Annotated in this window: 30 protein-coding genes; 12 read left to right on the top strand and 18 right to left on the bottom strand. The window is 61.1% G+C overall.

From position 1 onward, the window contains the following. From mltC to mutY, 3 genes are all read right to left on the bottom strand, one after another. Entirely contained in the window at window positions 1–1,104 is a 1,104-nt protein-coding gene (gene mltC, locus MRK42_RS03040; RefSeq protein WP_026456201.1) for a membrane-bound lytic murein transglycosylase MltC, read from the bottom strand. 83 nt (window positions 1,105–1,187) lie between these two features. Continuing rightward, window positions 1,188–1,460 (bottom strand): oxidative damage protection protein, encoded by a 273-nt coding sequence (locus MRK42_RS03035; RefSeq protein WP_354688897.1) that lies wholly within the window; start codon window positions 1,458–1,460, stop codon window positions 1,188–1,190. Further along, window positions 1,457–2,521, bottom strand: a complete 1,065-nt coding sequence (gene mutY / locus MRK42_RS03030; protein ID WP_354688896.1) for an A/G-specific adenine glycosylase — start codon at window positions 2,519–2,521, stop codon at window positions 1,457–1,459. Before mutY ends, MRK42_RS03035 begins: the two co-directional genes overlap by 4 nt. Before the next feature lie 241 nt (window positions 2,522–2,762). Here mutY and MRK42_RS03025 point away from each other — a divergent pair, with 241 nt between their 5' ends. Beyond that, window positions 2,763–4,001: a multifunctional CCA addition/repair protein gene (locus MRK42_RS03025; RefSeq protein ID WP_354689040.1), complete on the top strand. Its 1,239-nt coding sequence runs from the start codon at window positions 2,763–2,765 to the stop codon at window positions 3,999–4,001. A 127-nt stretch (window positions 4,002–4,128) separates the two neighbouring features. Here the strand turns inward: MRK42_RS03025 and MRK42_RS03020 are convergent, their stop codons facing one another. Both MRK42_RS03020 and MRK42_RS03015 read right to left on the bottom strand, forming a co-directional pair. After that, on the bottom strand, window positions 4,129–5,727 hold the full coding sequence (locus MRK42_RS03020) for a BCCT family transporter (RefSeq protein ID WP_354688895.1): 1,599 nt from the start codon (window positions 5,725–5,727) through the stop codon (window positions 4,129–4,131). 9 nt (window positions 5,728–5,736) lie between these two features. Beyond that, window positions 5,737–6,264: a hypothetical protein gene (locus MRK42_RS03015; protein WP_354688894.1), complete on the bottom strand. Its 528-nt coding sequence runs from the start codon at window positions 6,262–6,264 to the stop codon at window positions 5,737–5,739. Between the two features lie 159 nt (window positions 6,265–6,423). Between MRK42_RS03015 and MRK42_RS03010 the strand changes: the two genes are divergently transcribed. Further along, the gene (locus MRK42_RS03010) at window positions 6,424–6,894 is read left to right on the top strand and encodes a MarR family transcriptional regulator (protein ID WP_026456196.1); all 471 of its coding nucleotides are present in this window, start codon (window positions 6,424–6,426) and stop codon (window positions 6,892–6,894) included. 140 nt (window positions 6,895–7,034) lie between these two features. Here the strand turns inward: MRK42_RS03010 and glnK are convergent, their stop codons facing one another. Beyond that, window positions 7,035–7,373, bottom strand: a complete 339-nt coding sequence (gene glnK / locus MRK42_RS03005; RefSeq protein ID WP_026456195.1) for a P-II family nitrogen regulator — start codon at window positions 7,371–7,373, stop codon at window positions 7,035–7,037. Window positions 7,374–7,574: 201 nt separating this feature from the next. Between glnK and arfB the strand changes: the two genes are divergently transcribed. Together arfB and MRK42_RS02995 are read left to right on the top strand one after the other, a co-directional pair. Further along, window positions 7,575–7,991 (top strand): alternative ribosome rescue aminoacyl-tRNA hydrolase ArfB, encoded by a 417-nt coding sequence (arfB, locus tag MRK42_RS03000; protein ID WP_026456194.1) that lies wholly within the window; start codon window positions 7,575–7,577, stop codon window positions 7,989–7,991. 30 nt (window positions 7,992–8,021) lie between these two features. Next, the gene (locus MRK42_RS02995) at window positions 8,022–8,513 is read left to right on the top strand and encodes a methylated-DNA--[protein]-cysteine S-methyltransferase (RefSeq protein ID WP_026456193.1); all 492 of its coding nucleotides are present in this window, start codon (window positions 8,022–8,024) and stop codon (window positions 8,511–8,513) included. Between the two features lie 354 nt (window positions 8,514–8,867). Here MRK42_RS02995 and MRK42_RS02990 read toward each other — a convergent pair whose 3' ends face one another. The 4 genes from MRK42_RS02990 to tapT all read right to left on the bottom strand — a co-directional run bounded on the left by MRK42_RS02990 (window position 8,868) and on the right by tapT (window position 12,472). Further along, a complete protein-coding gene (locus MRK42_RS02990) occupies window positions 8,868–9,293 on the bottom strand; it encodes a hypothetical protein (protein ID WP_042026650.1) in 426 nt (141 codons plus the stop codon). Between the two features lie 189 nt (window positions 9,294–9,482). After that, window positions 9,483–10,256: a peroxide stress protein YaaA gene (gene yaaA / locus MRK42_RS02985; RefSeq protein WP_042026651.1), complete on the bottom strand. Its 774-nt coding sequence runs from the start codon at window positions 10,254–10,256 to the stop codon at window positions 9,483–9,485. A 43-nt stretch (window positions 10,257–10,299) separates the two neighbouring features. Beyond that, a complete protein-coding gene (gene tapU, locus MRK42_RS02980) occupies window positions 10,300–11,409 on the bottom strand; it encodes a type IVa pilus ATPase TapU (RefSeq protein ID WP_042026652.1) in 1,110 nt (369 codons plus the stop codon). A 28-nt stretch (window positions 11,410–11,437) separates the two neighbouring features. Further along, window positions 11,438–12,472: a type IVa pilus ATPase TapT gene (tapT, locus tag MRK42_RS02975; protein WP_026457847.1), complete on the bottom strand. Its 1,035-nt coding sequence runs from the start codon at window positions 12,470–12,472 to the stop codon at window positions 11,438–11,440. 39 nt (window positions 12,473–12,511) lie between these two features. Here tapT and MRK42_RS02970 point away from each other — a divergent pair, with 39 nt between their 5' ends. The 5 genes from MRK42_RS02970 to MRK42_RS02950 are packed head-to-tail and all read left to right on the top strand — an operon-like array spanning window position 12,512 to window position 15,406. Next, entirely contained in the window at window positions 12,512–13,213 is a 702-nt protein-coding gene (locus MRK42_RS02970; RefSeq protein ID WP_338611756.1) for a YggS family pyridoxal phosphate-dependent enzyme, read from the top strand. Between the two features lie 56 nt (window positions 13,214–13,269). Then, window positions 13,270–14,094 (top strand): pyrroline-5-carboxylate reductase, encoded by an 825-nt coding sequence (gene proC / locus MRK42_RS02965; protein WP_338611755.1) that lies wholly within the window; start codon window positions 13,270–13,272, stop codon window positions 14,092–14,094. Window positions 14,095–14,105: 11 nt separating this feature from the next. Next, window positions 14,106–14,657, top strand: a complete 552-nt coding sequence (locus tag MRK42_RS02960) for a YggT family protein (RefSeq protein ID WP_026457844.1) — start codon at window positions 14,106–14,108, stop codon at window positions 14,655–14,657. Continuing rightward, entirely contained in the window at window positions 14,657–14,950 is a 294-nt protein-coding gene (gene yggU, locus MRK42_RS02955) for a DUF167 family protein YggU (RefSeq protein ID WP_042026655.1), read from the top strand. The genes MRK42_RS02960 and yggU overlap by 1 nt, the downstream gene beginning before the upstream one ends. 36 nt (window positions 14,951–14,986) lie before the next feature. Then, a complete protein-coding gene (locus MRK42_RS02950; RefSeq protein WP_026457681.1) occupies window positions 14,987–15,406 on the top strand; it encodes a DUF4426 domain-containing protein in 420 nt (139 codons plus the stop codon). 105 nt (window positions 15,407–15,511) lie between these two features. On the opposite strand, the gene MRK42_RS02945 is transcribed toward MRK42_RS02950, so the two are convergent. The 7 genes from MRK42_RS02945 to MRK42_RS02915 all read right to left on the bottom strand — a co-directional run bounded on the left by MRK42_RS02945 (window position 15,512) and on the right by MRK42_RS02915 (window position 22,910). After that, window positions 15,512–16,708 carry a NupC/NupG family nucleoside CNT transporter gene (locus MRK42_RS02945; RefSeq protein ID WP_026457680.1) on the bottom strand — a complete coding sequence of 399 codons (1,197 nt, stop codon included), beginning with the start codon at window positions 16,706–16,708 and terminating at the stop codon, window positions 15,512–15,514. 182 nt (window positions 16,709–16,890) lie between these two features. Next, a complete protein-coding gene (locus MRK42_RS02940) occupies window positions 16,891–17,826 on the bottom strand; it encodes a LysR family transcriptional regulator (RefSeq protein WP_338612421.1) in 936 nt (311 codons plus the stop codon). Between the two features lie 83 nt (window positions 17,827–17,909). Beyond that, a complete protein-coding gene (locus MRK42_RS02935) occupies window positions 17,910–18,446 on the bottom strand; it encodes a glutathione peroxidase (RefSeq protein WP_338612420.1) in 537 nt (178 codons plus the stop codon). Between the two features lie 46 nt (window positions 18,447–18,492). After that, the gene (locus tag MRK42_RS02930) at window positions 18,493–19,056 is read right to left on the bottom strand and encodes an NnrU family protein (protein ID WP_338611754.1); all 564 of its coding nucleotides are present in this window, start codon (window positions 19,054–19,056) and stop codon (window positions 18,493–18,495) included. A 213-nt stretch (window positions 19,057–19,269) separates the two neighbouring features. Beyond that, on the bottom strand, window positions 19,270–20,403 hold the full coding sequence (locus tag MRK42_RS02925) for a glycerate kinase (protein WP_338611753.1): 1,134 nt from the start codon (window positions 20,401–20,403) through the stop codon (window positions 19,270–19,272). A gap of 9 nt (window positions 20,404–20,412) precedes the next feature. Continuing rightward, window positions 20,413–21,675 (bottom strand): GntP family permease, encoded by a 1,263-nt coding sequence (locus MRK42_RS02920; protein WP_042026662.1) that lies wholly within the window; start codon window positions 21,673–21,675, stop codon window positions 20,413–20,415. Window positions 21,676–21,794: 119 nt separating this feature from the next. Next, complete coding sequence (locus tag MRK42_RS02915) at window positions 21,795–22,910, bottom strand: sugar diacid recognition domain-containing protein (protein ID WP_223379872.1); 1,116 nt, start codon at window positions 22,908–22,910, stop codon at window positions 21,795–21,797. A gap of 197 nt (window positions 22,911–23,107) precedes the next feature. Here MRK42_RS02915 and MRK42_RS02910 point away from each other — a divergent pair, with 197 nt between their 5' ends. From MRK42_RS02910 to MRK42_RS02900, 3 genes are all read left to right on the top strand, one after another. Then, the gene (locus tag MRK42_RS02910) at window positions 23,108–23,482 is read left to right on the top strand and encodes a YacL family protein (protein WP_026457863.1); all 375 of its coding nucleotides are present in this window, start codon (window positions 23,108–23,110) and stop codon (window positions 23,480–23,482) included. A 50-nt stretch (window positions 23,483–23,532) separates the two neighbouring features. Continuing rightward, the gene (locus MRK42_RS02905; RefSeq protein WP_026457862.1) at window positions 23,533–23,823 is read left to right on the top strand and encodes a hypothetical protein; all 291 of its coding nucleotides are present in this window, start codon (window positions 23,533–23,535) and stop codon (window positions 23,821–23,823) included. A 152-nt stretch (window positions 23,824–23,975) separates the two neighbouring features. After that, a complete protein-coding gene (locus MRK42_RS02900; protein WP_338612419.1) occupies window positions 23,976–24,803 on the top strand; it encodes a CPBP family intramembrane glutamic endopeptidase in 828 nt (275 codons plus the stop codon). 3 nt (window positions 24,804–24,806) lie between these two features. Here MRK42_RS02900 and MRK42_RS02895 read toward each other — a convergent pair whose 3' ends face one another. Then, window positions 24,807–26,036 (bottom strand): DEAD/DEAH box helicase, encoded by a 1,230-nt coding sequence (locus tag MRK42_RS02895; RefSeq protein ID WP_338611752.1) that lies wholly within the window; start codon window positions 26,034–26,036, stop codon window positions 24,807–24,809. Between the last annotated feature and the right edge of the window lie 50 nt (window positions 26,037–26,086).

The raw sequence follows: 26,086 nt of genomic DNA, 5'->3' as shown, positions 1-26,086 counted from the left end.
TTATCCCGCCTGCCTGGCAAAGGAGCGTTTGAACCCCTTCTCGGCCTGATTGACCTTGTAGAGGTAACGGCGCGCCTCCGCCTTGGGATGCTGCTCGGTCAGTACCTGATAGACAGCCTCGGGGGAAAGCTGGTTGATCCGGCCCGGCGCCGCCTTGCGATCGCTGGAGAAGGTGTTGAGCACACCGCCGGCGCCACCGTTGTAGGCGGAGATCACCGCATAGCGACGGGACTGGGGATCCTGAATATCCGCCAGATAGACGGTCTGCAGCAGGTGCAGATAGGCCGTCCCCACGTCTATGTTGTAGGCGGGGTTGAACAGGTCTTCCCGGGTCGGCTGACCGCTCTTGCCCTTGACCCGCACATAGACATCGCGTCCGGCGGTGGCCGGGATCACCTGCATCAGGCCATAAGCATTGGCATGGCTCACCGCATAGGGGTTGAAGCTGCTCTCCGTCTTGATCACCGCGTAGATCAGGCTCTCGGCAACACCGTACTTGCGGGATGCCTCCCGGATGATGCTGGCGTACTTGTAGCCCCGTTTATCCTCATGGTTGGCCACCATGGGGATATCGATGAAGAAGATGTTGCGGATCCCCAGGGTGCGTTTCTTCATCGCCGTGTTGAGCAGATAGTCGGCATAGCGCTCTGCCCGCCAAGTGGAGCGGATCGGTTGCCCCTGGTTGTCCAGCACCTGCCCATAGAGAAAAGGCTCGCCACCAGGCATGATCTCCCGATCCGAGTAGAGATCAACTTCCGCCGGATCGTCCGGCGTCAGCAGGGTTTCGATGATGGCGCGGCGCAGGTGGGCACGGGGCTCAATCCCGGAGACCGTCTCCACCATGATGTGACCGGTGGAAAAGTCGATGTGGGCCCGGCTCTTGTACTGATCCGTGTATTTGACGTAGTCAAACTTGCCCGCAAACAGCGCCTCCCGCCCCCATATCTCGTTCACGTTATGGGAAAGCGCGCTGATCATGTGTTCAAAACCGCGAATGTCCTTGCCGTTGACCAGATCATCATCGTCGCTCCCGCTGGGCTTGGGAGAAGATGAGCAGGCAGAGAGAAACAGCAAGGCACACAGCAGCCAAAGAATTCGGCCCATAGGATCCTCAAACCGGGCGGCCGGGCCGCCCGTCACTTATTGGCTTGTACCAGGAGGGGATAACCGTTTTACGCTCTCTCAGCTCACTGGCTGGGAGGGGTATAACCGTCGATCTGGACTTCACCCGCGTCAAACAGGTAGCTGACCATCTCTGTCTCCAGCAACTGGCGATGCTCGAGATTCATCATGTTGAGCTTCTTCTCGTTGATCAGCATCACCTGCTTCTTCTGCCATTCGGCCCAGGCTTCCTTGCTGATGTTGTCGAAAATCCGCTTGCCGAGCTCGCCCGGGTAGAGTTGGAAATCGAGACCCGGCGCCTCTTTCTTCAGACGTTGGCAAAATACGGTACGGCTCATGTTGACCTCTGTGGTTGTAAGTCCGGATAGGCGAGCAGGCGGGCCGTGGCGGCTGCCAGCCCCACCTGTGCAGGATGGCGTAAGTTATACCAGAGTCGGTTATCCGCTTCCATGAGACGCAGGGCCGGCGCCTTGTCCGTCTCTATCAGCAGCGGCTGTATATCGAGATGGAAGTGGCTGAACGTGTGACGAAAACCCGCCAGTTCCCGATAACTGCTGCCATTGAGGCCCAGCCCCTGCAACACCCCGTTGACCTCGGCCAGCGATGCTACCTGAGGGAAGCAATAGAGCCCGCCCCAGATCCCCTGTGGCGGACGCTTTTCCAGCAGCAGTTCGTCACCGTGGCGGATCAGCAGCATGATGCCGGTGCGCGCCGGAATGCTCTTCTTGGGCTTGCTGTTGGGGTAGTCGGTGGGCTTGCCCTGCGACAGCCCCTGGCAATCATCCCGTACCGGACAGCGCTCGCAAGCGGGCTTGCTGCGGGTACAGATGGTGGCCCCCATGTCCATCATGGCCTGGTTGTATTGGGCCACCCCCAACCTGGGGGTGAGGCGGGTCGCTATCTCCCACAGCTCGTTTTCCACCTGTTTCTGGCCAGGCCAGCCCGGCAGGGCAAGCCAGCGGGTGAGCACCCGCTTCACGTTGCCATCGAGAATGGCGTGGGGTTGTCCGAGGGAGAGGGAGAGCACGGCGCCAGCGGTGGAGCGACCAATGCCCGGTAGGGCCACTACCTCGTCAAACTGCTCCGGGAAGACTCCCTGATGCTGATCGCGGATCTGCCGGGCCGCCTTGTGCAGATTGCGGGCCCGGGCGTAATAGCCAAGACCGGTCCAGTGGTGCAGCACTTCGTCTACGGGGGCATCTGCCAGCGCGACCACATCGGGAAAGCGCGCCATGAAACGCTGGTAATAGGGGATAACAGTGGCGACCTGGGTCTGCTGCAGCATGATTTCGGAGACCCAGACCCGATAGGGGGTCTTCTCCTGCTGCCAGGGCAAGGTCTTGCGGCCGTGGAGCTGGTACCAGTCCAGCACCCGGCTAGCGAAGGTTGATTGGTTCACATTGTTCTCATGTATCTGATATGAAAAGGAACTCTCCGGCTCCTTCGGTTCACCATATACCGACATGCCCTGCAACAGGCGACGGAGGGTATGGCGAGCGCTCATGTGTGCGGCAGGGTAAGGCCTCCCCCAGATGAAGTCAAAGCACCGCAGAGGGATTTTTTCCCTCCCTCGCCCCTGGCAGCAAAGCCGCCGCAAAGACGATATACTCGGCCCCATCATTGCTGAAGAGGTACAGGGTTTGCAGACTTATCTGGTTGGGGGCGCAGTACGGGATCGGCTGCTGGGACTGGCGCAGGGCGACAGGGATCATCTGGTGGTGGGCGCCACCGTGGAACAGATGCTGGCGCTGGGGTTTACCCAGGTTGGTCGCGACTTCCCCGTGTTTCTCCACCCCAAGACCCAGCAGGAGTACGCTCTGGCCCGGACCGAGCGCAAGCAGGGCCAGGGCTACACCGGCTTCGTCTGCCATGCGGCCCCCGATGTGACCCTGGAGCAGGATCTGCTGCGTCGGGATCTCACTATCAATGCCATCGCCGAGGATGAAGAGGGCCAGCTCCACGATCCCTACGGCGGTATCCGGGATCTGGAAAATCGGCTGCTGCGCCACGTCTCCCCCGCCTTTGCCGAAGATCCCCTGCGCATCCTGCGGGTGGCCCGATTTGCCGCCCGCTTCCACGCCCAGGAATTCGTGATTGCCCCCGAGACCCTGGCCCTGATGAGCGAGATGACGGCCGCCGGCGAGCTGGCCCACCTCACCCCGGAGCGGGTCTGGAAGGAGCTGGAGAAGGTGTTGCTGGGCCCGACACCGCAGGTGTTCTTCGAGGTATTGCGCGAGTGCGGCGCCCTCAAGGCGCTGTTTCCCGAACTTGACGCCCTGTTCGGAGTGCCCGCCCCCGCCAAGTGGCACCCGGAGATCGACACCGGCATCCACACCATGATGGTGCTGGCACAGGCCTGTCGTCTCTCCCCCGAACTGACAGTGCGCTTCGCCGCCCTCTGCCACGACTTTGGCAAGGGGCTGACGCCCAAGGAGTTCTGGCCGAGCCATCACGGCCATGGCCAGAAGGGGCTACCCCTCATCCGCGACTTCTGCCAGCGCTTTCGGGTCCCCAATGAGTGCCGGGATCTGGCGCTGCTGGTGAGCGATCTGCACACCCACATCCATATCGCGTTTGAACTCAAGCCCGCCACCTTGCTCAAGGTGTTCGACAAGGCCGACGCCTGGCGCAGACCGGAGCGTTTCGCCCAGTTGCTCGATGCCTGCCGCGCCGATTTTCATGGTCGCACCGGCTTCGAGGAACGGGTCTATGCCGAGCCGGATTATGTGGCCGAGGCGCTGGCCGCCGCGCAAGCCGTGCCGGTGAAAGAGATTGTCGCGGCAGGCTTCAAGGGAGAGGAGATCAGGGCCCAGCTGGCCAAGCGGCGTACCGACGCCATCAGCCGGGTCAAGGATGAGTGGACCTTTATCGAGGAGTAAGGCTCCCGGCCACAACCACCCAATAAAAAGCGGCCGCACCGACGGTAAATTCCCACAGGGAAAACATCGTCGGTACGGCCGCTGCCGATGCAAAGGGGGCCTGAGCCCCCTTTGTCATATCTGCCCGTTAGGCTGGACCAATCCGGTCCAGCAGGCTCATATGGGTTGAGCCATCGTGGCGCTTGAGGTTTTGACGATACTCGAACTGGCGCTGACTCTCCTGCTTGAGCCCCAGCATCAGCGAATAGCACATAGCCAGCATGATCACCGAGAACGGCAGCGCGGCTATGATGCTGGCCGCCTGCAGGGCAGCCAGTCCGCCCGATACCAGCAGGATGGCGGCTACCAAGCCCTCACCCAGCCCCCAGATGGCGCGGTGCATCACGGGAGGATCCTGATCCCCGATGGAGAGCAGAGTCGTGATGACCAGGGTGCCCGAGTCACTGGAGGTGATGAAGTAGGTGCAGATCAGCAGGGTCAGCACCCCCTTGGCAATCCAGCCGAAGGTCTCCCAGTGCAGCAGCTCCACCGTCTTGTAAAGCGCCAGGGTCACGTCCTGATTGACGGCCGCCACCACGCCACCATCGCCAAACAGCTCCAGATTCATGGCGGTGCCACCAAACACGGTGAGCCACAGCATGCCGAGCAGGGAGGGCACCAGCAGGACGCCGAGTACGAACTCGCGAATGGTTCGGCCCTTGGAGATGCGGGCGATGAACATGCCGACAAACGGTGCCCAGGCGATCCACCACCCCCAGTAAAAGGCGGTCCAGCTCGACTGCCAGGCCGAGGTGCCATTGGCTTCGGTGTTGGTCCAGAAGCTCAGCTGAATGATGTTCTGCAGGTAGTCACCGATATTCTGCACATAGGCGTTGAGAATATAGGTGGTCGGGCCCAGCACCAGGAAGAGGCCGAGAATGAAAACACTCAGCCAGATGTTGAGCTCGGAGAGCAACTTGACCCCGCGCCCCACACCGGAGACGGCCGACAAGGTGGCCACCAGGCTTATGCCGCCAATGAGCCACAGCTGATTGGCCTGCGAGACTTCCATCCCGAACATCTGGTTGAGGCCGGTATTCATCTGGGAGACGCCAAGACCGAGGGAAGTCGCCACCCCGAACACGGTGCCGAACACCGCCAGCACGTCGGCGGCATGGCCCCAGAAACCGTAGATGCGATCACCGAGAATGGGATAGAGCACGGAACGGATCGCCAGCGGCAACTTGCGGCGGTAACTGAAGAAGGCCAGCGACAGGCCGACGATCACATAGATGGCCCAGGGGTGCAGGCCCCAGTGGAAGAAGGTGAGGCGCATGGCGACCTGAGCCGCCTCGGGAGTCATGCCTTCGGTGATGAAGGGGTTGCCCTGCAGGTGATACATGGGCTCGGCGATGCTCCAGAACACCAGACCGATCCCCATGCCTGCACTGAACAGCATGGAAAACCAGGCGAAATAACCGAACTCCGGTACCTGGTCGTCGTCACCCAGCCGGATGTTGCCAAAACGGCTGAACATCAGATAGACAGCGAAGAACAGGAACAGGGCGACCACCAGAATGTAGTACCACTTGAACCCGGCAATGATCTGATCCTTGGCACCGGTAAACCAGGCTGCGGCCGTATCGGGAACAAAGACCCCGAACAACAGAAACAGGGTGATGACGGTGAGTGCCGTCATGGCCATGGTGGGATTGAGGCCTTTCAACAGCCCTTTGCTTGCTCGCATCCAGCCTCCTTAGTCGTGGTTGAAAAAGTCTTCGCCAACGTGCTCGCCGGCGCCGCCGATGGCGCGATAGACCAGCTTGCCGGCCGCCTGCTCGCGATGATCCACCAGGGAAACCGACGGTTGGCCATTCACTGCATGACGCTTGCCAAGGAAGATGGCCATGGGCACGCCGAGGTTGGAGATACCACTGGTGATCCAGAGACGGTTGAAGTCATAGGAGCCGCCGATGAACTCCAGCTGCGCCAGACCGGTATCCAGGCCAGTCAGGTAGAAGTTCATGGCACTCTCGTCGGGGAAGAGGTGAACCAGCACATAGGCATAGCGCAACTCGTTGACCAACTCCTTTAGGTTGAAAGTACCTGTCTCACTACAAGAGAGGGGAAGCTCACCATCATAGTGATGTACCTTCAGGTTGTTGGGGTCTTCGTCGTAGGCGGGCTGGTAGCGTACAAAAGCCGATGTATCCGGCAGTTCATAGCGTACACGCACCACTCTCAACCCACTTACCAGGGTCTTGATATCCAGTTCATTGGTCATCTTCACTCCTCAAATGTCAGCGCTAATTCTGCAAAGAGGGGGCTAAACTAACACAAAAATACTTTGAACATAAACCATTAGAGTCGTAACCATATTGACGTTTTCCTCTGGCAAGAGCAGAATTTGCCCCCTTAAATCCTCCTGACGACCCGGTTCCCCATGGAAAAACATGATGAAGTGCTGATAGCGCTGCGCCAGATCATTCGTGCCATCGACATGCACTCCAAGCGCTTGATCAAGGAGGCGGGTCTCACGTCGCCACAACTGCTGTTGCTCAAAGGGATTGACGAGCTTGGCCAGATCTCCATGCGCCAACTGGCCAATCACACCAACATGAGCCAGGCGACGGCCACCACCATCATGGATCGACTGGAGAGCCGCCAGCTGGTGCAGCGCATTCGCAGCGAAACCGACAAGCGCAAGGTACATGCAACTCTGACCGACGCCGGTCGGGCCCTGCTGAACCAGGCCCCCAGACCGCTTCAGGAGTGCTTCATCCAGCGTTTTCAGGCACTGGAGCCCTGGGAGCAGACTCTGCTGCTCTCCTCCCTGCAGCGCATCTCGTCGATGATGAATGCCGATGAAATAGATGCGGCCCCCGTGCTGAGCGTGAGACCTCTCACCGAATAGGGGGCATGACAATAAGGCCGGATGGCATGCCATCCGGCCTTATTGTTGATAGCGAGACAGGCGGTCGGCGCGGCCTCATGACGAAGCCATACGTCATCCGCTGATGGTCAAGGACCAGCCTTCACTACCCAGCGGATGTATCACAGCGCCTCTTCATCCCCTTCACCGGTCCGGATACGCACCGCCTGCAGCAGGTCGTAGACAAAAATTTTGCCGTCACCGATCTTGCCGGTATAAGCCGCCTTGCAGATGGCTTCGATCACCCCTTCCACGTTGTCGTCGGCGGTCGCGATCTCCAGCTTGACCTTGGGCAGGAAGTCGACCTGATATTCGGCCCCCCGGTATAATTCTGTGTGTCCCTTCTGGCGGCCAAATCCCTTGACCTCGGACACGGTCAACCCTTCCACCCCCAGGTTGGCAATCGCCTCACGGACATCGTCCAACTTGAATGGTTTGATAATCGCAGTAATCAGCTTCATCTGGTTGCTCCCAATCCATGGTGTGTCATGAACCAGCAATCAATTCTTGTGCCAAAAATTTTTACTGTGTTATCTCATGTAGATAGCGTCTAATTGCAGTCCCCTTGACCTGAGCCGCCCCCGTAACCGATCTGCGCGCCCCATAATGAGGCACCAAGGTGCAGCGACCTGCACGCCTGCACCAAACAAGAGCACCACAGCATGTTAGTGATTTCCAATAGCGTCACCCTCCCCTGGCATGAGCTGCAATTCCAGACCATGCGGGCCCAGGGAGCCGGCGGACAACACGTTAACAAGACCGACTCCGCCGTCTGGCTGCGCTTCGATTACCGCCACTCACCGAGCCTGCCGCCGCTCTACATAGAGGGGCTCGACAAGCTGAGCGACAGCCGGATCCACGATGGCTTCATCCTGATCCGGGTCGAGACCCATCGCAGCCAGGACATGAACCGCAAGGAGGCGATGCACCGCCTGGTGGAACTGCTGAAAAAAGCAGCCTGGCGCCCCAAGACTCGCCATGCCACCAAGCCGACCCGCAGCTCCCAGCGCAAGCGGGTCGATGCCAAGAAACGCAAGGGGGAGATCAAGTCAGCCCGTGGCAAGCCGGTACTGGAGTGATGCCCCCCTTCACAGCGAGAGCGAAAGAAGATGAGATACAGTTTTTGCGAAAGCGCCCGCGGCCCCCTGCTCATCGCCATCGACGGTGATGGCCTGCGCCATGTGGAGTTCATCCAGGGCGAACGCCCCGTCATGCCACAGCCAGAGTGGCAACGGGACGATGCCGCACTCGCCCCCTACAAAGAGCAGTTTGCCGCCTACTTTGCAGGTCGCCTGCGGCAGTTCGATCTGCCACTCGCAGCCAGGGGGACACAGTTTCAGCAAACGGTGTGGCAGGCACTGTGCGACATACCCTATGGCGACACCGTCAGTTACCTCGATATCGCCACCGCCATCGGCAATCCAAAGGCGGTACGAGCGGTCGGCGCCGCCAATGGCCGTAATCCCCTCAGCATCATAGTCCCCTGCCACCGGGTGATCGGACGCAGCGGCGATCTGACCGGCTATGCCGGCGGCATCCCGATCAAACGCTGGTTACTGGCTTTGGAACAGACGACGGGAACATTCGAGTTGCTCCCCTGACAAAACCGCGCTGATGGAGACTCGGGCTGAAGATGGAAACAGGCTGGCAGGATACCCGAAAGCATTGGCTGGCAACTGGCACGGCGGCCGGAAATAGTTGCCGAGAATATGAACAGAGGATGAAGAATCATCTCAGCACTACTTCAGATAGCCCCTGGCAATATGAACCCATACTTGATTGGCATGGCTCATCGCCGATTCAAGTAGCACCCATGTGACGCTTCCAATCTGTCTTTTTCCCCCGCGCCTCCTTTGAGGCGCTTTTTTTGTGCCAAGCCCCCCCACTACTGGGGGTCAGTCGACACAAAAAAAATGAGGCGAAGGAGCTCCTTCGCCTCTAGTAGCACACTTCCATCATTCACTCTGGGCAAGAAAAGAGAGTTCGGGCGCGGAGGAGGTCAACACATCGGCGCAGTAGTCCCAGGTCGAGATGCGGTAGTGCTGCAAGTCCTCGTCCAGATGCAGGCCATCGGATTCCTGATGAAACCAGCTGGCAAAACGGGACGGCGTAATGATCTGGATCTGCTCCTCAATGGCATGACTATCCTTCCCCTCCGCCAGATCGCAATCCTCCATCACCCGCAGGGCGTAGATATGACGAAAGTGAACCCGGCACAGCAACTGGGGCGGCAAATCTATGCTGCGAGCCCGTCCCAGCATGATGGTCAGGGAGTCGCTCCAGAGATCCTGATGCAGCTCGGCGACAACCAGGCCGGGCGGTAGCTGGCGGGAAGGCGCCCAAGGGACGGCCACCTGCCGAATGGCATTTTTCTGTTCCATCATCCACCTCCAGCTTGTGACGACAACACCCTTTCTTGAGTCTATCTGAACCACATGGGTTCACCGAAAGCAATTGATAGACAATAAAAAAGCCGACGTATCAAACGTCGGCGAATAAAAAAGTGCTTACAACAGAGGATTCATATAATCAGACCCATCACTAGGAAGATTGGTTCCCTCTTTTTGTAATTAATTTTCTGCACGTTTAAACATCAGGGTGGCGGCATCTGACTCTTCCGGCACGAAGTAGTAGCCATCGGCGTTGAAACCGGTCAGCTGTTCCACACTGGTCAGTTTGTTTTTGATGATATGACGAGCCATCATGCCCCGCGCCTTTTTGGCGTAGAAACTAATGATCTTGAACTGACCGTTTTTCTCGTCCTTGAATACCGGAGTAACAATCCGCCCCTTCAGAGCCTTGGGACGCACGGATTTGAAATACTCGTCGGAAGCCAGGTTCACCAGTACCTCATCCCCTTGGGCTGCCAGCGCCTTGTTCAGGTGCTCGGTGATGATGTCCCCCCAGAACTGGTAGAGATCCTTGCCACGCGGATTGTCGAGGCGAATCCCCATCTCCAGCCGGTAGGCCATCATCAGATCGAGCGGGCGCAGCACACCGTAAAGCCCGGACAGCATGCGCAGATGTTGCTGGGCAAACTCAAAATCCTCGTCGCTGAAATCTTCCACCGCGAGCCCGGTGTAGACATCCCCCTTGAAGGCCAGCAGGGCCTGACGGGCATTGTCCGGGGTAAATGCCGGCTGCCACTCGGCGAAACGGGCGGCATTCAGACCAGCCAGCTTGTCGCTGATCTTCATCAGGCTGGCGATCTGATCCGGGCTCAACTGGCGGGCCCGGGCAATCAGCTCGGCAGAGTGATCTAGCAGTTCGGGTTGGGTGAAACGGGACGTCACCAAGGGTGACTCGTAATCCAGCGTCTTGGCCGGAGATACCACAATCAGCATAAGGATCCTCTATGGCGAGGAACCGCCCGCCCGGGCGGTCCCGTTATTCGTCTAGCGTCACATTGTCCAGCATGCCGGATCCCAGCTGTTCATGACCCGAAAGCTTGATCAGCAGTCGCAGGTCATTGGCCGAGTCGGCATGGGCGAGGGCCTCACTGTAGCCAATCTGGCCGGCACAGAACAGGGCAAACAGCGCCTGATCGAAGGTCTGCATGCCAAGCTCTGAGGATTTGGTCATCACTTCCTTGAGCCGGTGCATCTCTCCCTTGCGGATGATGTCGGTGATGAGCGGGGTGTTGAGCAGGATCTCGAAGGCGGCAAAACGTCGCCGTCCGTCGATACTGGGCACCAGTTGCTGGGCAACGATGCCACGCAGGTTGAACGAGAGATCGAACAGAAACTGGCGGTGTTTCTCCTGGGGGACCAGATGCAGGATGCGATCCAGCGCCTGGTTGGCGTTGTTGGCATGCAGAGTTGCCAGACAGAGGTGACCAGTCTCGGCAAACTGCAGGGCAAACTCCATGGTCTCCTGGCTGCGGATTTCGCCGATCAGGATCACATCCGGCGCCTGGCGCAGAGAGCTCTTCAGCGCCACGTCGAACGATTCGGTGTCTATCCCCACCTCGCGCTGGGTCACCAGGCTGCGGCCGTGTTGGTGCACGAACTCCACCGGATCTTCCACCGTCAGTATGTGCCCATCCGCATGCTGGTTGCGATAGCCGATCATGGCCGCCTGGGTGGTGGACTTGCCCGCCCCCGTGGCCCCGACGAACAACACCAGTCCCCGCTTGGCCATCGCCACGTCCTGCAATATGGGAGGCAGGCTCAGATCATCGAAGGTGGGAATGCGAGTCTCGATGCGGCGCAGCACCATGCCAGGCAGCTCTTGCTGCCAGAAGGCACTGACCCGAAAACGGCCCAGCTCCTCACGATGGATGGCGTAGTTGGCCTCCTTGGTTCGGATGTAGCGTTCAAAATGGTCCGAGCTGAGGGTCTCCCTGACCAGGGTCAGCGCCTCCTTCTTGTCGAGGGGCTCGTTGCCCAGCGCCACCAGGTGACCATTGACCTTGAGGGTGGGAGGCGAGCCCACCGTCACAAACAGATCCGAGCCCTTGCGGCTGACCAGCTCGGCCAGCATCTGATCCAGATTCATGATGTCTCCTTCCCTGGATTCGTTGTTGTTATACGCTGTTGGGATCGACGGCCTTGGCCTTGGCATCGAGGGACGCCACCACACCCCGGCTGACCAGCTGTTTGAGGCTCTGATCCATGGTCTGCATGCCGTGGGTCATCCCGGTCTGGATCACCGAGTAAAGCTGGGCGATCTTGTCTTCCCGAATGAGGTTTCGCACCGCCGGAATGCCCATCATGATCTCGTGGGCCGCCACCCGGCCGCCGCCGATCCGCTTGAGCAGAGTCTGGGAGATGACAGCCCGCAGGGATTCGGACAGCATGGAGCGCACCATGTCCTTCTCCGCGCCGGGGAAGACGTCGATGATACGGTCTATGGTCTTAGCCGCCGACGAGGTGTGCAAGGTGCCGAACACCAGGTGACCGGTCTCGGCCGCGGTCATGGCGAGTCGGATGGTCTCGAGGTCCCGCATCTCGCCCACCAGAATGATGTCCGGGTCTTCACGCAGGGCCGAACGCAGGGCGGCGCTGAAACTCTTGGTATCGCGGTGCACTTCCCGCTGGTTGACCAGACAGCGCTTGTTCTCGTGCACGAATTCGATGGGATCCTCGATGGTGAGGATGTGGTGATGAAAGTTCTCGTTGATGTAGTTGACCATGGCCGCCAGAGTGGTGGATTTGCCCGAGCCGGTCGGGCCCGTCACCAGCACCAGACCCCGTGGGAATTCGGCAATCTTGCGAAATATCTCGGGGGCATCAAGATCCTCAAGGCTCAGTACCGTACTGGGGATGGTACGAAACACGGCGCCGGATCCACGCGCCTGCTGAAAGGCGTTGACCCGGAAACGCGCCAGATTGGGCACCTCGAACGAGAAGTCGACCTCGAAATTTTCCTCCAGCTCCTTGCGCTGGTGGTCGTTCATGATGTCATAGATGAGGGCGTGAACTTCCCTGTGCTCCAGGGCGGGCAAATTGATCTTGCGAACCTCCCCGTCAACCCTGATCATCGGGGGAACCCCGGCCGACAGGTGTAGATCCGAGGCTTTATGCTTTACACTGAAAGCCAATAACTCTGTGATATCCATAGATTTGTCATTCTCCCATCACAAGATCACTTACGAAATATGAACCAGATTGCCCAGCACCTGCTTCAGGTAAAGGAGCGCATTGCCCAAGCCGCCGGGCGGGCAGGCCGCAATGCAGAAAGCATTCCCCTGCTTGCCGTCAGCAAGACCAAACCCATTGAGGCGATCATGGCGGCTCATGCCGCGGGTCAACGCCGTTTTGGTGAGTCCTACGCCCAGGAAGCGGCGACCAAGATCGATACCCTGCGCCAGCAAGAGGGCTATGCCGACATAGAGTGGCACTTTATCGGCCCTTTGCAATCAAACAAATCCAAGCTGGTGGCAGAACGGTTCGACTGGGTACAAAGTGTCGACAGGGACAAGCTGATCGAGCGTCTTAACAATCAGCGCCCGGCCACGATGGCACCGCTAAATGTTTGTCTGCAAATCAATATTAGCGGAGAGAGCAGCAAATCCGGAACGTCTGAACAAGAGATTTTCCAGCTGGCCGAACGGGTTGCCCAATGCGAACGACTGGTGCTCAGAGGCCTGATGGCCATCCCGGAGCACACCAGTGACGAGGCCGTGCTGGCCGCCCAGATGACTCGTATGCAGGCTCTGTTCACCGAACTTGCACGACAATACCCGAGCGTCGACACCCTCTCGATGGGGATGACGGAAGATCTCGAGCTGGCGATCGCCCACGGCAGCACCATGGTGCGAGTCGGCACCGCCATCTTCGGCGCACGTGACTACTCATAGGCAGGAAGGGGCCGCAGCCTCCCCTCTTGCAACCATCCCATCAACAGGAGCGTTTGATGCAGCATAAAACCATCGCCTTCATCGGCGCAGGCAACATGAGCCGCAGTATCATTGCCGGTCTGGTCAAGGCGGGTTATCCGGCAGAGAAGATCACCGCCGCCAACCCCAGCCTACCCAAGCTGGAGACCCTGGCCAGCGACTACGGCATCCATGTCACCCAGGACAACGCCGAAGCCGCCCGCCATGCCGAGGTCATCGTGCTGGCGGTCAAACCACAGCTGATGGCCGATATGCTGGGGACGCTGGTCGGTGAGCTGGGCTCCCTGGCCGGCAAGCTGCTCATCTCCATCGCTGCCGGCATCAAGGTGGCGCGCCTGGGTGAGATGGCCGGTGGCCATGCACGCATCATCCGCACCATGCCCAACACCCCTGCCCTGCTGGGGCTCGGCATGACGGGCCTCTACGCCCCCGATACGGTTGGCCAGGAGGATCGCGACTTTGCCGAGCAGATGATGCAGGCCGTCGGCAAGACCCTCTGGGTCGAGCAAGAGTCCGGCATCAACGGCGTCATTGCCGCCGCGGGCAGTGCCCCCGCCTACTTCTTCCTGTTCATGCAGGCCATCGCCGAAGAGGCCGAAGCCATGGGCTTTCGCCCTGAGCAGGCCCGTCTGCTGGTGCAGCAGACCGCCCTTGGCGCGGCCGCCATGGTGGAACAAAATCCAACACTCGCGCTCGCCACCCTGCGTGAACAGGTGACCAGCAAGGGCGGCACCACGGCCGAGGCCATCAAGACATTCCAGCAACAGGGGCTGATGCCGCTGACTGCTCAAGCCATGCAGGCGGCCGTTGCTCGCGCCGCCGAAATGGAAACCCTTTTCTAACAGGAGCCCAGATGAACACCGCTTACTTTCTGATTAATACCGTTTTCGATCTCTACCTGATGGTGGTGCTGCTGCGGGTCTGGCTGCAGTGGGCCCGCGCCGACTTCTACAACCCCATGAGCCAGATGGTGGTCAAGCTGACCAACCCGCTGGTGGTGCCGCTGCGTCGCATCATTCCGGGCTTTGGCGGCATCGATATGGCCTCCGTGCTGCTGGCGCTGGCGGTGGCCTTCCTCAAGCTGGCCCTGCTCAAGAGCATGAACGTGCTGCTGGCCGACTGGCTCAGCATCAGCCTGTTTGCCGCCCTGACCGTGCTGAAGAAGGCGGGTTCGATGATCTTCTGGATCCTGCTGATCCGCGCCATCCTGAGCTGGGTCAGCCAGGGTCGCAACCCCATCGAATACGTGATGCACCAGCTGACCGAACCCTTCCTGGCCCCCATCCGCCGCGTGCTGCCGGCCCTGGGCGGGCTGGATCTCTCCGTGCTGGTCGCCTTCATCGGGCTGCAGGCCATCAACTACCTGCTGGGTGACCTGTTCGGTCAGCTGTGGTGGATGATTTGATGCCAGCCGTCCAGCAACAAGGGGATGAACTGGTACTGCATCTGGTGATCCAGCCCAAGGCGAGTCGGGATCAGATCGTCGGGCTGCACGGAGAAGAGTTGAAAGTGGCCATCACGGCGCCGCCGGTGGATGGCCAGGCCAACAGCCATTTGATCAAGTTTCTGGCCAAACAGTTCAGGGTGGCCAAGGGGCAGGTGAACATAGTGCGGGGGGAACTGGGTCGCCACAAGACGGTGGCCATCGATTCTCCCAAACAATTGCCACCGGAAGTGAGCGCCTTGCTGGATACTTGAACTTGAGCCAACAGTGAACACGAGAGGGACGACACCATGAAAACAGCCTGGATAAGCTGCCTGCTGGCACTGCTGATGACACTGCCGCTCAAGGCAGAACAGATGAAGGAGCTGGGCCCCTGGCAGGTGCACTACAGCGCCTTCAACTCCAGCTTCCTCACTCCCGAGGTGGCGAAAACCTACGGACTGGAGCGCAGCCGCTACAACGGCATCATCAACATTTCGGTACTGGACAAGCAGGGGAAAGCCCAGGCGGTGGGCATCACGGGCGAGGCGAAAAACCTCACCGGCACCATCCGCACCCTGAGCTTTCAGGAAGTGAAGGAGGGTAACGCCATCTACTATCTGGCCACCCTCCCCTACCGCAACGAAGATACCTACCAGTTCACCCTGAAGATCATGGGTGCAGGGCAGCAACAGACCCTCAGTTTCCAGCAGACCTTCTACGTCGACTGATACGAGCGCACAAAAAGCCCCGGCCATGGCCGAGGCTTTTTTTCGCCGGATATCAGCAGGGGCGCCTGGTGGCGCCCCTGCTGATATCCGTATTGAAGCCTGCTCTTACAGGGAGAGGAACAGGCCGGCCAGGGAGGCACTCATCAGGTTGGCCAGCACGCCGGACATGATGGCTCGCATGCCGTAACGGGCGATGAAGGCCTTGCGCTCCGGCACCATGGAGCCCAGACCACCGATCAGGATCGCCATGGAGGAGATGTTGGCGAAACCGCACAGGGCGAAGGTAACGATGGCCTTGCTCGACTCGCTCAGGCTTTGATCCTGGACCAGGGCGATGAAGGCGACGAACTCGTTGACCACTATCTTGGTACCGATCAGGGCGCCAGCGGCCTGGGCCTGATCCCAGGGCACACCGATCAACCAGGAGACAGGGGCAAACAACCAGCCCAGGATGATCTGGAAGCTCAGATCCAGCCCCACCAGATCACCGGCCCAGCCCAGCAAACCGTTGAGCATGGCGATGACACCGACGAAGGCCAGCAGGGTGGCACCGACCGCGACCGCGATATTAAGACCGCCCATGGCACCGTCGGCCGCCGCCTCGATGACGTTGGTGGCGCGGGGCAGTTCGACATCCTGATGGTGATCCTGCTCATCGGCCGCAGGCGGCACCAGGATCTTGGCCATGGCCAGACCGGCAGGCGCGGACATGAAGGCGGCCGCGATCAGGTATTTCAGCTCGACTCCGATGCTGGCGTAGCCCACCAGGGTGCCGCCAGCCACGGAGGCGAGGCCGCAGCTCATCACGGCGAAGAACTGGGAGTCGGACATCTTGGAGAGGTAGGGTTTGACCACCAACGGCGCTTCCACCATGCCGACGAAGATGTTGGCGGTGGCGGAGAGGCTCTCGGCACGACCGGTACCCAGCAGCTTTTGCAGCACGCCGCCCAGCAGGCCGATGACACGCGGCATCACGCCGATATGGTAGAGGATGGCGATCACCGCGGAGAAGAAGATGATGATCGGCAGCACGTTGAAGGCGAAGATAAAGCCCAGCTTGAATCTGGCCAGATCGCCAAACACGAAGGCGATCCCTTCCTGACCATAGTTGATCACACTGCTGACACTCTCGCTGACCCCGTTCAGCACATGCTGGCCGGCAGGCAACCAGAGCACCAGGGCGGCAAACATGACTTGCAGGGCGAGGGCGAGGCCCACTGTTCGCAATGGGATACGGCGGCGATTATCAGAGCAGAGCACGGCCAGGGCCAGAATACTCAGTATGCCGAGCAGGGCAATCATAGGGACTCCATCAGGTGGTCAAAAAGATGGCCGCGGATTCTGCGCCCACAACCCCGCCACTGCAAGTCCGCTTGGTTACAGCTCTGTTAGAAAAAACGTTTGCACGATACCGGTTGCGGCAACTGGCTGATTTGGCTCGATTTTAGTATCACGAGAAAGCCAGTATTTTTATATGGAAACGATTATTCCTCGGTGCCGGACAATTTGCCCCCGAGCCAGGGGGCCAGCCGCTGCTCCCAATAGGGTTGCTGGCCGAAGCACTCCTTGAGGAAATCGATGAAGAGGCGGATCTTGGGATCCAGGTGCTCGCGTCTGGCATAAACCGCGTGGACCGCCATCTGCTGGTTCGGCCGCCATTCGGGCAACAGGGGGATCAGCTGGCCGGACTGCAACTCCTTGTCCAGCAAGTAGTTGGCGATATAGGCGATGCCGAGTCCTGCCAGCGCCGCGTCCCGCACCGCCTCTGCCATATCGACCCGATAGTTGCCTGCCACCTGCACCGTCTGGCGCTCCTTGCCCTGACGGAACGACCACTGGTGATAGCGCCGCTCACGGCTCTGATAGGTGATGCAGTTGTGCTGGGCCAGATCCCTGGGATGCAGCGGCGTGCTGTGGCTCAACAGGTAATCCGGCGAGGCCGCCAGCACGAAGCCGATGTCGGTCAGGCGCTGGCCCACCAACCCCTCCGGCTTGTCCTCATAGGTGGTGATCCAGAGATCCAGCCCCTCATCCACCAGATTGGTTCTGTGGTCGAACAGGGAAACCTCCAGCTCCAGCTCAGGGTAGCGATCCTGAAACGCCTTCAGATGAGGGATGACATGCAGCCGCCCGAACGACTGACCGACGCCGAGGTGGAGCACACCGCTCACCTTGCCGCGCCGCTCGGCGATCATCGACTCCGCCTCCTGTCCGACCGCCACCAGGGCATGGCAATGGCGGGCATACTCCTGACCCAGCTCGGTCAGGGCGAAACGACGGGTGGTGCGCTGCACCAGCTGGGCACCGAGGGCGGTTTCCAGCAGCGCCAGCTGCTTGCTGATATGGGATTTGGAGACGCCAAGGCGCCGGGCGGCAGCAGAGATGCCCTGCTCGCGCACCAGCGCATCGAAGATCACCATTTGCGGAAGACGTTGCAGCACGGGATAACCAGTTGGAGGAGGCAGGGGCCCATTATTCCAGAGCCGCCCGCCAAGGGGTAGGTTCAGTTCCCCAGCGCCTGCACCAGCTGACGCCTGAGGGGATCTCTGGCCGGATTCTGGTTGGCGCCATAACTGCCAATGAGCTTGCCGTCGCGCCCCAGCAGATACTTGTGAAAATTCCAGTTCGGCGCATCCCCGTCGGCCGCCTCGGTCAGCCCCCGATACAGGGGCACCGCATCGGAGCCCCGCACCGCGACCCGGTTGAACATGGGAAAGGTGACACCATAGTCGCGGCGGCACACCTCGGCGGTCTTGCCCTCGCTGGCATCCTCCTGCCTGAAATCGTTGGAGGGGAACCCCAGAATAATCAGCCCCTTGTCCTTGTAGTTCTGGTAGAGCTTCTCCAGATCGCGAAACTGGCCGCTATAGCCGCAGTAAGAGGCCGTGTTGACCACCAGCACCACCTTGCCTTCGGTCAACTGGCAGAGGTTGTGACGTTGGGTGCTATTAAGCTCCCGCATCTCCACGTTGAAATAATCGGGGCAGGTGGCGGAAGCCATCCCGCTCCCCAGCAGCAACCACAGAACACTCCATTTCATCATCGCACCTCCTTGGGGATTGTCTGACATTCATCCCGGTTCACCCTCAGCGGAGCGCAATACCGGTCAGCCAGCCGTGTCCCCAGAAGATTAGCAGGGCCGTCGCCCCCAGCCCGGCACCCGTGCTGATCCCGGTCGCCTTCCAGTTGGCGGCGGGACGGGGCGCTTGTTGCCAGTCACGCCACGAAATCCAGACGATGCTGACCAGGGCCCACAGGCCGATGCCGCCAAACAGCACCAGGGAGCGGGCCTCGCTGTTGACCAGCAAGTGGGCCAGCGCCCAGATCAGGGTGCCCAGCAGTTGGGGATGCACCAGCCAACGCCGGAAATGGTTTTGTCCCTGGCCGGAGAAAAACAGGATCAGGGCGATGGGCATCATCCCCATCATGGCCAACGGCCCCCAGGCGGGCAGAAAATAGAGGGGCAAGGGGCTGGCCATGCGCCATCCGGCGATGATGAAGGCGATGGCGATAAACACCAGCAGGGAGAAGAGCCCCTTGTAGCGGTTCTCCCCCAGCCGTTCGCGCAGATGGTGCCGGTGCTCCGCGCCGTAACAGGGATAGAGATGGATGAGAGTGAACAGCGCCACCCCCAGGGTCAGCAGGATCATGGCTCTCTCCTTGTCGTTGTTGTGAACAACTATGCCGCAAAGGGGCGGGAGCGCCTATCAAAACCGCGCAACCCCGCCACTAACCGCCATAAAAAATGCCGATCGCAGGGGATCGGCCAAGAGGTGCCAAGGGCGCCTGATGATCTCGATAGCCGAGAGCGGCGTCCTGACGGGGCGAGGTAGGGCCGATGCATGCGCATCGGCCCGGGAGTATCAGCGCGGCAACCGGTAGAGAGCGGCCACGTTGCGAGCGGTCAGCTCGAGATTGATGCTGGCGGTCGCCAGGGCTTCCGGCAGGGACATGGCGCGGTTAACCACGGCAAACACCGCGTCCAGCCCGTGCTCATGTACCACACCGCAATCGTCGGTGAGGCAGCCGGAGATCCCGATCACCGGCTTGCCAAACTGCTTGGCGCAGCGGGCCACCCCGATGGGAGTTTTGCCGTGGATGGTCTGGCTGTCGATCCGTCCCTCGCCGGTGATGACGAGATCCGCATCGGCCACCGCGTCGGCCAGTTTCAGCGCCTCAATGACGATCTGGATGCCGGGCTTGAGCTCGGCGCCGAGCAGGCCCACCAGCGCGGCCCCCATGCCACCGGCAGCGCCCGCCCCCGGGATCTCCTTCACCTGCTTGCCGAGGGCCTGCTCGATGCAGTCGGCATAGTGGGAGAGGTTGGCATCCAGCTGCGCCACCATCGCCGGCGTGGCCCCCTTCTGCGGACCAAACACGGCGGAAGCCCCCTTGGGCCCACACAGCGGGTTGTTCACGTCGCAGGCCACTTCTATGGTCAGCCCGGCCAGACGCGAGTCCAGCGTGCTCAGGTCGATGCTGGCCAGATCCTTCAGACCGGCGCCCCCCAGGGCGATGGGGGTGCCATCCGCTTTCAAGAGCTTGCCGCCGAGCGCCTGGATCATGCCGGCACCGCCGTCATTGGTAGCGCTGCCACCGATGCCGAGGATGAGGTGGTTCACCCCCATCTCCAGCGCGGCCAGGATCAGCTCGCCGGTACCGAAGCTGGAGGTCAGCAGCGGATTGCGCCGCTCCGGCTCCACCAGATGCAGGCCGGAGGCGGCCGCCATCTCGATGACGGCGCGCTTGCCGTCCCCCAGCAGGCCGAGGAAACCCTGCACCCGGTTGCCGAGCGGTGCAGTCACCTCGACCGGCAGGATGCGGCCCCCGGTGGCATCCACCAGGGATTGCACCGTGCCCTCGCCGCCATCGGCCATGGGCAATTTGACGTAGGTGGCCTCCGGCAGCACCTGCTTGAAACCCGCCTCGATGGCATCGGCCACCGCCATGGCGCTCAGGCTCTCCTTGAATGAATCGGGGGCGATCACAATTTTCATATCAATTCCTTAGGCGAGGCCAAACACGCCAAACATCAGGGTGGAGACGGTAGCAATGGTCAGACCGACGGCAGTTTCGTAAGGGATCAGCTTGAGACGCTCGCTCACCCCCATGTGGACGCTGCCACCGGTCGCATGGAAGAAGGAGCCGTGCGGCATGTGGTCAAACACGGTGGCACCGGCGTGGATCATGGCGGCGCCTGCCAGACCGCTGACACCCAGTTCAAGCAGGGTGGAGCTGAAGACGTTGGAGGCCACCACGGTACCGGCGGTGGTCGAGGCGGTCGCCAGCGACATCAGGGCACCGGAGATGGGGGCCAGCAGGTAGGAGGGCAGACCGGAGGCGGTCAGGCCGCTGATCAGCACATCCTTCAGGCCGGAGTTGGCGATGATGCCGGCCAGGGTACCTGTACCCAGCAGCATGATGGCAACCGGTGCCATGCGGGCCAGACCCGAGACCGCAAACTGGTTCACCTTGGTGAACTTGCCCATCATCAGGGCGCCGACCAGGCCACCGAGGGGCAGGGCAATCAGCGGATCCACCACGATACCGGCCACCGGGCGCAGGGCCAGCAGCAGGATGGCAACCAGAGGGGCGCTGATGGCGGCGGCAAAACCGGGCAACTTGACCCCGTCAAAGCTCACCACTTCGTCGGCGGCAACCTTGCTGCCCTTGTTGTTCAAACGCTTGGCGAGCCAGTAGGCCATCACCAGACCGAACAGGCCCGGGATGATGCCGGCAGCCATGACGGAGGTGAGGGGCAGATGAAAGGCATCGGCCGCCGCGATGGCGTTGGGGTTGGGGGACATGACGTTGCCCGCCTTGCCACCACCGATCATCGCCAGCAGGATGGCCGCCTTGGAGAGGTCGGCACGACGGGCGATGGCCAGGGCAATCGGGGCGACCGTGATGACCGCCACGTCCACGAAGACGCCGACCGCGGTCAGGATCATGGTGGCCAGCGCCAGCGCCAGCAGGGCACGGGTTTCACCGAGCTTCTTGACGATGGTTTCGGCAATGGTGGTGGCCGCACCCGATTCGATCAGCACACCTGCCAGCACACCGGCCGCCAGGATCCGCATCACGGCGGTGGTGATCCCCTGGGCGCCGCCGATCATCAGGGCGACAGTCTGGCTCAGATCGGCGCCGCCGATCAGGCCACCGGCCAGGGCGCCGACGATCATGCCGTAAGCGGGAGGAACCTTCTTCAGGATGAGGAAGATGGCGATGGAGAGCGCCGCGATGGCGCCAAGGGCTGTAACCGGGATCATGACGGACACCTTGCATGTGAGTGAATGGTGGCCATTATGGTGATCCGAAACCGGAAAGCTTTGTTCAAAAAGACAAATATCAGCTATTTAAAAAGGATTTATTTGTCACATAAAACAAATCAGTTGTCGAGATTGAGCCCGAGATAGAGCAGAAACTTGTCGTCTAACTTGTTGAAATTCAAGCCAGTTATCTGCTCTATCCGGCCAATGCGATAGCGCAGCGTATTGGGGTGAATGAACAGGATTTCGGCACAGCGATGAAGATCACAATCCTGCAAGAAATATTGGCGCAAGGTTTTCAGTAGCGTTCCCTTTGCATCCTCTCGCGCCAGCTTCTGCAGGGGGGCGCGCAGCTGATCCGCCTGCCAAGAGTCCGCCAGACTGCCGAGCAGCACCGGCAAGCGATAATCCTCAAAGAAGTAGACCTGCTTGCGGGGGGCCTGGCGCATGCCGCGGCGCAAGGTGTCCCGCGCCGTTTGGTAGGAGCGCGCCAGCCCGTCAATCCCGGCGAAGTAATCGCCCACCGCGATGCGCACCTTGAAGTGGGGAATACGCGCCAGCAGCTGCTTGATGCGGCCCCGCTCCTGCTCCGACTGCCACACCTCGTCCACGATCTGGGCCGGTTTGAGCACTACTATCTCGTCCAGCCCATGGATGGCCACCAGATTGTCCCGCTCCGGATGTTCCAGCTGATGGACCAGCTCCCGCAAGCGGGCCGGATCCGCCTCCTCCAGCGCCAGTACCGCTACCACTCTGGGCTGGGCCAGATCCAGTCCGAGGAAGCGGGCCGCCTGTAACAGCTGGTCGACCTTGCCCTCCCCCCGGATCAGCTGCAGCACCAGCTCCTCCTTGTGGCGCTTGTCCCACTGCAGCTGCTCGGTGAGCGCCGCCTGCTCCAGAATGAGTTCGGCGGTCATCCGCACTAGCTCGGCGTAAGCGCGAACGATGTCCGGATCGCCAGAGATACCGATGACCCCCAACTGCTCCCCCTGATAGGCGATGGGCAGGTTGATGCCGGGGCGCACCCCTTTCAACTCGCGAGCGGTGGCTTCGCTGATCTCCACCACCCGGTTCTCGGCCAGCGCCAGCACGGCCCCCTCGTGACGCTGATGGAGTCGCTCCGGATTACCTGAGGCAATGATGAGTCCGTGTTCATCCATCACGTTGACCGAGAACGAAAGGATCTTCATCGCCCGACTGACAATCTGCTGCGCGAGTGTGTCATTTAGCTGCATAACATCTCCGGACAAGGGACGACTGGTGGCCCGCCAACCCGCAGCGGGAAGGCAAAGATGCCACATCATCAAGACAAGCGAGAGGGGGATCGCTAGAATAGGCCACTTTACCCGATGTGTGCCCCGCCATGGAGCAGGAATTTGGTGCTTTCACCTCTGCCCAGGCCGGCCCATCCCTCCGAGATATGGACTCTGCTATGGATTATGAATTTCGCCGCGATCCGTTCGGTGGCTATCGCGCCCGGTTCTCCATGGGCCACGAGGCCATCGGTCAGTGGCTGATCGACGAAGTAGGCAAGGATGAAGAGAAGATCGACGAACTGTTTGCCATTATCGATCAGCTCTCCAACCGCACCCGCACCGAGTACCGGCTGCTTGGCGGCGACTACTCCCTGCTGCTGACCCACGAAGAGGCCGAGGTGAAAGCCAACGCCCTCAATATCGAGCTGGACGAGGATCTCGACGATCTCGCCTACTACGATGATGAACAGCTGGCCATGTGCGGGCTGGAAGATTTTGCCCAGGTGCTGGTCTCCTGGCGCGCCTTTATCCGCAACGAGGATATGGGCTGATCACCCCATTTCGGGCAAGCATGCCCTCTGCCTAACCAACAGGATTGACTATGTCTATTTACGATTTTGATGACGAACTGCCGGAAGACGAGCTGGATCAACCGAAGAAACCCGCCCAGCCCAAGAAGAAGGGCAAACAGGTGCTCAACACCCAGGTCAACCTGAGCCCGCGCGATGCCAGCCGCCTGAACGGTCTGCACGTCGAAGCCATCACCACCCTGGATGACGTGAGCCTGCCGAAGAACGTGATCTTCAAGGCCGGCCTCATCGCCCTGGGCGAGCTGGACGCCAACGCTCGTGCCGACATCATCGCCCGCGTGATCGCCGAATCCGGCCGTTGATACGTCCCTGAATGCCAAAAGCCGGAGCCCATGCTCCGGCTTTTTTTATGTTGGCGCGGCCGTGACGGGTGGGGATCCGACCAGCTTATTGAGCCTTGTGTCACGGGAGACCCCGTTGTTAAGGTGCGACCTTCCGCTGCCAAGGAGATTCAATTTTGCCCCTACCCGATTCCCTCATCTGGGCTGCGCTGGCGCTGGCCGTGCTGCTCTGTCTTGCCCGCCAACGCTTGCCCGGCCTGAGCTTGCTCGGCATCTCCCTGCTGCTGGCGCTCTGGCTGGAACGCATCACCCCCGTCGCCCTGCTGGCAAGCCTGGCTGGATTGCTGCTGGCTTGGCGCACCCCGGCTCTGCCCGCTCCCTGGCGAAGTGGTGCGCAAGGGCTGGTGCTGTTGTGGGCCATCGCCCTGATGCTGCACCTCATCCCAGGCTTTCACAATCTCAAGGTGCTGGATCAGGTACTTGCCGGGCCGGACAGTGTGCCGTTCAACATGTATCTCAATCTGGACAAGCCGCTGGTCTTCTTTGGCCTGCTGCTGGCCTGGCCCGGTTTGCTGGGCCCGGGCGGCGCCATCCGCTGGCGCGCGATCGCCCTGCTGGTGTTGCCGCTGGCGGCGCTGCTGATCTGCGCCTGGCAGCTGGGAGCGCTGAGGCCCGAGGTGGGACTGCCTCACTGGTGGTGGCTGTTTGCCTTCAACAACTTGCTGTTCACCTGCGTAGCGGAAGAGGCGCTGTTTCGCGGCGTGATCCAGCAGGAGATCGCCCGGCGCGGCCGGCTCTGGCTGGGCATTCTGGTGGCCAGCCTGCTGTTCGGGGCGGCGCACCTGGCCGGTGGCCCACTGCTGGTACTGTTTGCCGCCCTAGCGGGGGCCTGTTACGGGCTGGCGTTCCATTTCAGCGGGCGTCTGAGCGTCGCCATCGTCGTCCACTTTCTACTGAACTTCGCCCACCTGGCCTTGTTTACCTACCCGCTGGCCCGCTGAACCTCAGCCGCGCGGGGGCTTGCCCCTGAACTGCTTGATGCTGCGCTTGGCCTGGGTACGGCGATTGGCCTGCTTGTCCCGCGGTGCCCGCTTGCCCTCGCCGCTCGCGGGCTTGTCGGTCACCGGGAAATCGCCGAGCTCGGCCAGTGGCAGCTCGCGCCCGGTGAGGGTTCGGATTGCGGCCAGGGTTTCGGCCTCACCGTGGCAGGTGAGCGAGATGGCCAGACCGCTGCGCCCGGCCCGGGCGGTGCGGCCGATGCGATGCACATAGACGGGGGCGCTGGCGGGCAGATCCAGGTTGATCACCACGGGCAGCGCCTCCACATGGATGCCGCGCGCCATCAGATCGGTGGCCACCAGCACCCGAACCTTGCCTGCCTTGAAATCTGCCAGCGCCTGTTCTCGCTGCGCCTGCTCCTTCTCGCCATGGAGGGCTGCCACCGCGATGCCCGCCTTGGCAAGCTTGCGGGCAACCCCGTCCGCATCGTCCCGCGCGCTGATAAACACCAGCACCTGAGGCCACGCCTCCTCCCCGAGCAGCTTGATGAGCGCCGGTACCTTGCTGCTCTTGTTGACCAGATAGAGCCGCTCCTCGATATCGCTCGCCACGCTGTTGAGCGGATCCGCCTCGACTCGCAGCGGATCCGTCAGCAGGCCGCTGGCCAGCCCGTCCAGCTCGGCAGGCAGGGTGGCGGAGAAGAGCAGGGTCTGGCGGGTGGCAGGAGTCAACCCCAGGATCATCCGGATATCGGGCCAAAAACCCATCTCCAGCAGGCGATCCGCCTCGTCCAGCACCAGGCTGCGTAGCTCGTCGAGCGCCAGCAGCTGCTGGTTAAGCAGATCCCGCAGCCGCCCCGGCGTCGCCACCAGCAGTTGCGGCCCCTGCGCCAGTTCGTTCTGTTGCAGCTCCTGCGCCACTCCGCCGCACAATGTCACCATGCGCACGCCAAGTGCCCCGGCAAGGCCTGCCAGCGCAACGCTCACCTGGGTGGCCAGCTCGCGAGTCGGCACCAGCACCAACCCCTGCACTTGGCGGGCGGCGGGGTCCAGCCGCTGCAACAGCGGCAGACCGAACGCCAGGGTCTTGCCGCTGCCGGTACGAGCCAGCGCCAGCAGATCCCGCCCCGCCAGCGCCGCCGGAATGGTCAGTTGCTGAATGCGGGTCGGGGTACGCAACTGTTCGGGCAGAGCGGCCAGCAGTGCAGGATGAAGGGCAAGTTCGCGAAAGGTCATGGCGCTACGTCGTTGAAGAAGTGGGAGGCGAAGTCTAGCCAGCGCAAGGG

Origin of the sequence: Aeromonas sp. 19NY04SH05-1 (genome assembly GCF_040581895.1) — a bacterium.
Taxonomy (GTDB): Bacteria; Pseudomonadota; Gammaproteobacteria; order Enterobacterales; family Aeromonadaceae; genus Aeromonas; species Aeromonas enteropelogenes.
This window is presented reverse-complemented; position numbering and strand designations above follow the sequence as displayed.

What these genes read in the sequence shown, in the direction of transcription:
- MRK42_RS02895 (WP_338611752.1), bottom strand. Translation starts at nt 26,036, where the DNA reads ATGACCTTTCGCGAACTTGCCCTTCATCCTGCACTGCTGGCCGCTCTG.
- proC (WP_338611755.1), top strand. Translation starts at nt 13,270, where the DNA reads ATGCAGCATAAAACCATCGCCTTCATCGGCGCAGGCAACATGAGCCGC.
- arfB (WP_026456194.1), top strand. Translation starts at nt 7,575, where the DNA reads ATGTTAGTGATTTCCAATAGCGTCACCCTCCCCTGGCATGAGCTGCAA.
- MRK42_RS02920 (WP_042026662.1), bottom strand. Translation starts at nt 21,675, where the DNA reads ATGATCCCGGTTACAGCCCTTGGCGCCATCGCGGCGCTCTCCATCGCC.
- MRK42_RS02935 (WP_338612420.1), bottom strand. Translation starts at nt 18,446, where the DNA reads ATGAAATGGAGTGTTCTGTGGTTGCTGCTGGGGAGCGGGATGGCTTCC.
- MRK42_RS02990 (WP_042026650.1), bottom strand. Translation starts at nt 9,293, where the DNA reads ATGGAACAGAAAAATGCCATTCGGCAGGTGGCCGTCCCTTGGGCGCCT.
- yaaA (WP_042026651.1), bottom strand. Translation starts at nt 10,256, where the DNA reads ATGCTGATTGTGGTATCTCCGGCCAAGACGCTGGATTACGAGTCACCC.
- MRK42_RS02915 (WP_223379872.1), bottom strand. Translation starts at nt 22,910, where the DNA reads ATGCAGCTAAATGACACACTCGCGCAGCAGATTGTCAGTCGGGCGATG.
- MRK42_RS02945 (WP_026457680.1), bottom strand. Translation starts at nt 16,708, where the DNA reads ATGATTGCCCTGCTCGGCATACTGAGTATTCTGGCCCTGGCCGTGCTC.
- MRK42_RS02905 (WP_026457862.1), top strand. Translation starts at nt 23,533, where the DNA reads ATGTCTATTTACGATTTTGATGACGAACTGCCGGAAGACGAGCTGGAT.
- mltC (WP_026456201.1), bottom strand. Translation starts at nt 1,104, where the DNA reads ATGGGCCGAATTCTTTGGCTGCTGTGTGCCTTGCTGTTTCTCTCTGCC.
- MRK42_RS03020 (WP_354688895.1), bottom strand. Translation starts at nt 5,727, where the DNA reads ATGCGAGCAAGCAAAGGGCTGTTGAAAGGCCTCAATCCCACCATGGCC.
- MRK42_RS03015 (WP_354688894.1), bottom strand. Translation starts at nt 6,264, where the DNA reads ATGACCAATGAACTGGATATCAAGACCCTGGTAAGTGGGTTGAGAGTG.
- yggU (WP_042026655.1), top strand. Translation starts at nt 14,657, where the DNA reads ATGCCAGCCGTCCAGCAACAAGGGGATGAACTGGTACTGCATCTGGTG.
- MRK42_RS02925 (WP_338611753.1), bottom strand. Translation starts at nt 20,403, where the DNA reads ATGAAAATTGTGATCGCCCCCGATTCATTCAAGGAGAGCCTGAGCGCC.
- MRK42_RS03010 (WP_026456196.1), top strand. Translation starts at nt 6,424, where the DNA reads ATGGAAAAACATGATGAAGTGCTGATAGCGCTGCGCCAGATCATTCGT.
- MRK42_RS02910 (WP_026457863.1), top strand. Translation starts at nt 23,108, where the DNA reads ATGGATTATGAATTTCGCCGCGATCCGTTCGGTGGCTATCGCGCCCGG.
- MRK42_RS02960 (WP_026457844.1), top strand. Translation starts at nt 14,106, where the DNA reads ATGAACACCGCTTACTTTCTGATTAATACCGTTTTCGATCTCTACCTG.
- MRK42_RS02940 (WP_338612421.1), bottom strand. Translation starts at nt 17,826, where the DNA reads ATGGTGATCTTCGATGCGCTGGTGCGCGAGCAGGGCATCTCTGCTGCC.
- tapT (WP_026457847.1), bottom strand. Translation starts at nt 12,472, where the DNA reads ATGGATATCACAGAGTTATTGGCTTTCAGTGTAAAGCATAAAGCCTCG.
- MRK42_RS03035 (WP_354688897.1), bottom strand. Translation starts at nt 1,460, where the DNA reads ATGAGCCGTACCGTATTTTGCCAACGTCTGAAGAAAGAGGCGCCGGGT.
- MRK42_RS02950 (WP_026457681.1), top strand. Translation starts at nt 14,987, where the DNA reads ATGAAAACAGCCTGGATAAGCTGCCTGCTGGCACTGCTGATGACACTG.
- MRK42_RS02930 (WP_338611754.1), bottom strand. Translation starts at nt 19,056, where the DNA reads ATGATCCTGCTGACCCTGGGGGTGGCGCTGTTCACTCTCATCCATCTC.
- MRK42_RS02970 (WP_338611756.1), top strand. Translation starts at nt 12,512, where the DNA reads ATGAACCAGATTGCCCAGCACCTGCTTCAGGTAAAGGAGCGCATTGCC.
- tapU (WP_042026652.1), bottom strand. Translation starts at nt 11,409, where the DNA reads ATGAATCTGGATCAGATGCTGGCCGAGCTGGTCAGCCGCAAGGGCTCG.
- MRK42_RS02995 (WP_026456193.1), top strand. Translation starts at nt 8,022, where the DNA reads ATGAGATACAGTTTTTGCGAAAGCGCCCGCGGCCCCCTGCTCATCGCC.
- glnK (WP_026456195.1), bottom strand. Translation starts at nt 7,373, where the DNA reads ATGAAGCTGATTACTGCGATTATCAAACCATTCAAGTTGGACGATGTC.